The organism is Microbacterium sp. P5_E9, assembly GCF_054049175.1.
The window spans coordinates 1-6,108 of sequence record NZ_JBFUMV010000029.1 but is presented as its reverse complement, the minus strand read 5'-3'; the positions used below and the strand labels follow the sequence as shown (position 1 = coordinate 6,108).

Below are 6,108 nucleotides of genomic sequence, written 5' to 3'. Positions count from 1 at the left end.
TCCCAGCATTGCGCCTGCGACGGTGTCCGAGATGTGGTGCTGGCCACGGTAGACCCGCGAAAACGCGATCGCCCCGGGAATCCCGTACCGAAGGAAGGGGCCCAGGAGCCGCGCGCCACGGGTGCCGTGGTGATCGAGCAGGTCGGCAAGCGTGCCGTGGAGCGCGAAGGCCGCCGCCGTGTGCCCGGAAGGGAACGACGAYGTCGCGTGCGGCAGCTCCGGGCGCCACACCCCCTCGGGTCGTGGCCGTCCCACCAGCGCCGCGGATGCGACGAAACACGCGGTCTCGAGCGCGAGCACCGCSGCWGGSGCGGCCGCTGAGCGCCGGTCGCGCGTCAACAGCCARGTGACGCCGCACCAGAGCGCCCCGYTCGCGATGGTCTGCGGCACGCCGGAGTACCAGGAGAGCGGCTCGGTGACCCGGTCGATCGRCTCGCGTGGCCCAGTCGGGTCGGCGGGAYCAGTCGTGACGGCGGCATCGCCGTCGTCCGGCCGGTGGCCGAACGCGTCCTGGAGTGCAYGCACAGCCCGGTCTTCGCGTGGGTCGTCGCCGCCGAGGAGCCGCATCGCCCGCCCGGCCGCGGCCAACACGGCGATCGCGCCGAGCCCTGGCAGGACGACGGATCGAAGCAACGGCATGCCCGGAGCCTAGTGGCGTGGTGTGGGTAGGAGTGCGTCGGAGCCCCACCGCGATAAGCGCCCGCCTGCCGGTGGCTCGCCGCACGACACCGAGCGTGAGATCAGGCGTCGAAGCGCTCGCCTTCTGGGTTGCTCTCGAGGACGAAGAGCACAAGGAGGATGATTCCTCCGATAAGCGGGATGAGACCGAGGAAGTAGAACCCGCCCGAACGGTTGGAATCGTGCAGTCGACGCCACACGATGGCCAACGACGGCACGATCGTCGCCAGCAGCCACAACCCGAGCAAACCTGCGCCCACGCCGATCAGCGGGCCGGGCTGGGAAGTTCCGGTGGTGACGTCGTACGTCGCACCGGCGAAGCCGCCGACTGCCATGATCACGTACAGAACGGTCCCGACGAGCACAGTCGCGAGCTGCCACCACCAGAACTCGCTGCGACTGGCGCGGCCCGAGAACGTCGCGTACTTCTTCCAGAAACGGCCGAAGGCTTGCCCGAATGACGCGCCGTACAGCGGCAGCGATAGCGGCAATTCGCTCTGGAATGCGCCAGTCTGCGTGGCGGGAGCGTGGGTCACGGATTTCCTCCAGGTGAAGAGAGTGGGGGCGCTTGCTGCCCACGTAATCCTGCCGTACCGCTCCAGGCGCCTCCAAAACGTCTCGACAGATGTGGATTTGCTACGCATGCGACTCCGTTACGCAGCGCATTCGGGGCGGTAGCCGGCTGCTGATCCACCTCGTCGTCGTGCTCGCCCGCCAGGTACGATGACCCTTCGCACTCGACGACAACGGAGGACGGATGCCTCGACGCAGCGTCGCCCTGACGCCCGAACGAAGGGGCATCCACTGGTGACCATCGCGGACGAGCTCGCAGACCTCAAGACGTTCGCCGCGCAGGGGGGATGGACCTGGGCCCAGCCGGAAGACGCGGTCTTCGCGTTCTTCACCGGCGACCCGAACGATGTCTGCTCCATGATCGACGGCGCCTACGCCGTGAGGAAGCATGAACGAGGCTCGATCTCAGCCCCGCTCATCGTCACTGACGACCTGGAGGTGCTCGATCGTTTCCTGACGCTCAGGTACGGTCCCGATGTGCGCCGTCACGAAGGCCTTCCGCGGCTCACACGGCCGATCGACACGGGGATAGTCACGTCACCACCCGCAGGAGTATCGGTCGACCTCGGACCCGACGGCTACCTGGTGGAGTGGAGCGAGGGCGACCTGGTCCGCCGGGCGTGGGGACTCAGCACGGAGAGCGCCGCACGACTCATCGAGTACGGCCGTAGGTCGGCCGCCGAGATCAGACGCCAGTTCTAGTCGCCCGAGAGGGGGCCACTGCACCCTCGTGCGAACGCTGATTCCGCGACGTTGTCTACCGCCATCGTCGAGTACCTCGGTTGGGGGCGATCGCCGATGCCCGCGGCTGATCACGCCGCCGTCGCCGAACTCGCCCGTGTGCGAGGGGTCGATGCGAATGCCCTCCTCGCCGAGGTGCAGGGAGCGATCGACGCGACGAACGCCATCGACCTCGGCGAAACTAGCCGGCAGACGGCCGGACCGGAGTTCAAGGCCCATCTCTCCGCCGCGCGTCCGGAGTTGAGCGGCGCTGCCGTAGATGCACTCGCCTCCCGCTGGTTCTTCGAGAGGGCCTGGATCGGCAGGGCCTCTGACCCTGCCCCCCGCTTCTTCGCCCTGTTCGCCGCGCGGGAAGGTCAGGCCGTGCCGAGGGCGCTCTTTCGTCGCCGGGTCGAAGCAGGACACACGATCGATGAGGTTCTGCACGATGTCGACAGCTGGAGGCCGGATACGCGGGGCCGTGTGCAACACGCCATCAAGCGCTACCTCAACTCGGATCTCGATGAGATCTCGCCGGCCCAGGCGGCGGAGTTCGAGCGGATGGTGGCGGATAGGTCATACCGCCCGTTCACCGCTCCGTGGGTGAGGTTCTCGGGCTCATCCACCGGGGACAGGGATGGCGATGACCGATTGGGTGCGTCCGTGATGGCGCAAGCTCCCCCCATCGCCCCCGGTGTGCTGCGCCCCGGCGGCGTCTACGCCCGCACCGGCGACGAGTGGTACCTGTCGACGCAGAGCTGGGCACGCCACACGAAGCTTCCCTGGGTCGAACTGCGCACGCCTGGAGAAGGGGAAACCTTTCGAATTCCCGTCGGAGCAGTGCAGGCGACGACGCGCGTCACCCCGGAAGTCGAATACGAAGGGTTCTGGTTTCGTCTCGGCAGCCTCTGGACATCGGACAGAACACGAATCTGGGACCCGACCCCGCTTACAGCGCCGGACTGCTTCGCGGTCTTGCTCTACGTCGGTGATCACAGGAGTGCCGTGCTGGAACTCCCCGGGGCGGAAGACCTGGACGATCGATCCTCCATGGGCGGCGCGACGTTGACGGTCCGCGTGAGCGACGTCAGTGATTACCGCGAGACCCTCGAGACAGTGACCGTCGAAGAGAAGCCGGAATGACTCATCCGCTGCCAACGTCGACGCTCTTCATTTCGTGGCGAGCGTATGCAAAGGCCCCTCTGAACGGCGTCGGCGCGTTCATGGCCCGGATCACCGACCTCGGAACCAGCGGGGCGTCAGCAACGCGGGCAGCCAGAAGAGGCTCAGGATGCCGATCGCGTAGAGCGCCGTCATCGCTACAACCCCCGCGATGACCGTCGCCGCCGGCCATGAGTCGACGACAAGCAGGAGCAGCGACGCGAGGATGGTCGCGACGCCGGTATAGAGGCAGCCAAACCCCGGCGCGAACCAGCCGCGGCGGGGCGAGGCCCAGCTGCGCCACAGGCCGAGATAGCAGGCGAGCCCGATCCCCACGAAGGCCAGTCCCACGATGAGCACGAAGGGGTTCATCAGTCCTCCAGGCCGTCTACGCGTGCGTCGGCGCCCCCTCGGACGCGCCCCAGCCATGCGCGTGCAGCTCCGCCGATGATTCCGCTGCCGACGATGTCAGGTCCTGGGAAGATCGACGCCACTCGGTGACAATAGCCTGACCGCAGGGCGGTCGCTCACCACCCGCCTATCGACGATTTCCGGGTGCGGCATGGTGTGCACCTGATGTACGGAAGACCGTGGCGCTTACGCAGACTTAACTACCGCGAGATCGACGGGCTCGTGCGTGTGTCGGAGGGGTGAGGCGTCCAGGCCCGCCTCACGGTCCGCGAGCGGACGTGGCGCCAGACGATGTCCGAGCGCACGCGACCGACCCCGGTGTGAGAATTGGGAGGTGCAGTTGCCCATCATCGTCGACGGACTTGCCAATGTTCGCGATCTCGGCGGACTGGAACGCAACGACGGTTCGCTGACACCGACGGGTGTGTTCCTCCGGTCGGAGATGCTCGATCGCTTGAGCGGGTCTGGGTGGCAAGCGCTCCGCGACTATGGTGTGCGGACCGTCATCGATCTCCGGCGGGAGAACGAGACCACAGGGGACGTGCCCGACGACATTCGACTGGTCCACGTGGATTTGGACGGCGATGAACCCGAATTCTGGGCCCCTTTTGAAGCAGACGGACGCTGGGGAACCCCGCTGTACTACATCGCACACGTTCACGAGCTGCCGCACAGACTTGCCGAAGTGCTCCACGTGATCGCAAGCGCACCCGATGGTGCAGTGCTCATCCACTGCTCCGCTGGCTGGGACCGAACCGGCCTGGTCGCAGCTGTCCTGTTGAAGGCTCTGGACGTCACAGCGAATGCAGCCGTCAATGACTACCTGGAATCGTTCGTGAATGCTGAAGCGATGGCCGCACTTCACGGCCGATCGTTTCACATCGAGGAGCGGCGCGAAGTTCTCCAACGATTCGGTCATACGGCGGACTCGGCATACCGCGGAATGTACGGCGCGCTCGATCTGGATGAGTGGTTCCGGATCGCTGCCATCGACGATGAAACCCGCACCGCGATCAGAACGTGGCGAGGATCCACCGACCACGACTGACCCGCCTCGAAGCCGAGTCGTTTGAGCGGTCGGTCACCGCCCGCAGAGCGGTCCTTCCGTGCGACGACGATCGTCGCCTGTGCGTTGGCAGTCCGGTCTCCGAGCGTCGGCGGTCTTGAGTTGCGCGACGCGTGGTTCAGCTGCCCCTGCGAGTCGCAGCTTCCGCCACAGCTGAATGGCCCGGGGCGTCTCGTTTGCGTGCGTCGGGTGAGCGTGCCAGAAACCTTGTGGCAGACGCAGCATGAGGATACGATCCGGGCGGGGAATGAGCGCGCGACGAAGCGCACTCTATGAGGGACTGGGGGAGAAATGACGCTTCGTCGTGTCGTCGGTCGTTACATGCTCGTGAGCGCTTTAGTGATTGGCTCGATTGCCACCGCGAGCTCCGCAAACGCAACCCAGCGCTCTCTGGACGAACCTTCACCGATCCCATCTTGGGCCCTGACAGCCTCGTCGAGCGAATCCAACTTCAGCCACCTCAGAGTCGTCGCCCCTGACGGGAGAGAACTCGGCGCAGGCGGTTGGTGCGACCGCACCGTCGATGTCACGGCGTCATCGAGTGGAATACCACATGACTGGAGGTGGAGCCAGATCGGCGATGGGTTCGGCAATTCGCTGGCATGGGGCCAGCCAGCCGATGTCACGGTGAACCAGACAACCTCCTGCAACGGCTCTTACACCTGGGAGAATGCCGAATGCAACGTGACGTGGACGGAGTCCGGCGGGTCGGGATCAGGGGAGGTCTGGTTCATATTTGAGACCGCCAGCTACAGTTCACCCACCAGCGGCCGGGTCTTCATCAGGGCAAGCTTCCACCCAGGTCAAAGCATTACTAACGATTCATGTGGGCACGCGGAGACCACCACGGTGGACTGGCCGCAGGTCCAGGTTGGCGGCCCGGGGCCTTCAACAACCAGTCTCCTTCAAGGAGATCCATTCATCATTGAATTMAACGGAGGCGGGTCGGTCACCTCCACCGGAACGCCGGATGGGTGCCCGGAGGTCGAGCCTCTCATCCTATGGTTCGGCGACTTCCGAGCGAACCCTCCTACCTGCGGCTAACCCGAGGTTGACACCGACGGAGACAACTGGACTGACAGCGAGGAAGCTCAGCTCGGAACTTCGCCCACCGACCCGGCGTCGCACCCACTGCTGACCTTCGATTACGACGAGCTCAGCTTTACCTCAAGCAGCAATGCCGCCGACATGGGCGCGATCTGCGGTACCACCAAGCACGACATCTTCGAGGTGACCCTCGAGCCAACTGGCGTGACAGCTGGCGAGCATACTTGCGTCTTTATGATGTCAAATGCGGTCGCCAACGAACTGCTCGACTTGGCGATCGAAAACAGCTCGACGATCAGCGATGTCGCCGCACAGTATTTGAAAGAGAATCTGGACGTCGTCACTGCCGACGCTGCCGCTAAGAGCTCGTACAAACTCGCGGAGGCAGCTGGTCGTCGATCGGTGTCGCGACTCTTCCCCGAAGCAGCATCAATGCTGAAGCGAAGTAACGC

At 65.3% G+C, this 6,108-nt stretch carries 8 protein-coding genes; 4 read left to right on the top strand and 4 right to left on the bottom strand.

Annotation, left to right across the window (positions count from 1 at the left end; all coding sequences use genetic code 11):
* Both ACXJ3V_RS19985 and ACXJ3V_RS19980 read right to left on the bottom strand, forming a co-directional pair.
* A partial coding sequence (locus tag ACXJ3V_RS19985; protein ID WP_457102105.1) for a phosphatase PAP2 family protein occupies positions 1–639 on the bottom strand: 639 nt, incomplete at its 3' end.
* A gap of 101 nt (positions 640–740) precedes the next feature.
* Positions 741–1,214 (bottom strand): DUF805 domain-containing protein, encoded by a 474-nt coding sequence (locus tag ACXJ3V_RS19980; protein ID WP_457102104.1) that lies wholly within the window; start codon positions 1,212–1,214, stop codon positions 741–743.
* Between the two features lie 271 nt (positions 1,215–1,485).
* Here ACXJ3V_RS19980 and ACXJ3V_RS19975 point away from each other — a divergent pair, with 271 nt between their 5' ends.
* Together ACXJ3V_RS19975 and ACXJ3V_RS19970 are read left to right on the top strand one after the other, a co-directional pair.
* Positions 1,486–1,953, top strand: coding sequence for a hypothetical protein (locus tag ACXJ3V_RS19975; protein WP_457102103.1), 468 nt, complete (start codon positions 1,486–1,488; stop codon positions 1,951–1,953).
* Positions 1,954–2,127: 174 nt separating this feature from the next.
* Complete coding sequence (locus ACXJ3V_RS19970; protein WP_457102102.1) at positions 2,128–3,114, top strand: hypothetical protein; 987 nt, start codon at positions 2,128–2,130, stop codon at positions 3,112–3,114.
* 90 nt (positions 3,115–3,204) lie between these two features.
* Here ACXJ3V_RS19970 and ACXJ3V_RS19965 read toward each other — a convergent pair whose 3' ends face one another.
* Both ACXJ3V_RS19965 and ACXJ3V_RS19960 read right to left on the bottom strand, forming a co-directional pair.
* Positions 3,205–3,504: a hypothetical protein gene (locus ACXJ3V_RS19965; protein WP_457102101.1), complete on the bottom strand. Its 300-nt coding sequence runs from the start codon at positions 3,502–3,504 to the stop codon at positions 3,205–3,207.
* Positions 3,504–3,626, bottom strand: coding sequence for a hypothetical protein (locus ACXJ3V_RS19960; RefSeq protein ID WP_457102100.1), 123 nt, complete (start codon positions 3,624–3,626; stop codon positions 3,504–3,506). The genes ACXJ3V_RS19965 and ACXJ3V_RS19960 overlap by 1 nt, the downstream gene beginning before the upstream one ends.
* Before the next feature lie 251 nt (positions 3,627–3,877).
* Between ACXJ3V_RS19960 and ACXJ3V_RS19955 the strand changes: the two genes are divergently transcribed.
* Together ACXJ3V_RS19955 and ACXJ3V_RS19950 are read left to right on the top strand one after the other, a co-directional pair.
* Entirely contained in the window at positions 3,878–4,591 is a 714-nt protein-coding gene (locus tag ACXJ3V_RS19955; protein WP_457102099.1) for a tyrosine-protein phosphatase, read from the top strand.
* Between the two features lie 1,206 nt (positions 4,592–5,797).
* Positions 5,798–6,108, top strand: a 311-nt coding sequence (locus ACXJ3V_RS19950; RefSeq protein WP_457102098.1) for a hypothetical protein, incomplete at its 3' end; no start/stop codon positions are given.

Bases quoted from the DNA above. Each gene is read 5' to 3' on its own strand.
- ACXJ3V_RS19965 (WP_457102101.1), bottom strand. From the start codon at position 3,504: ATGAACCCCTTCGTGCTCATCGTGGGACTGGCCTTCGTGGGGATCGGG.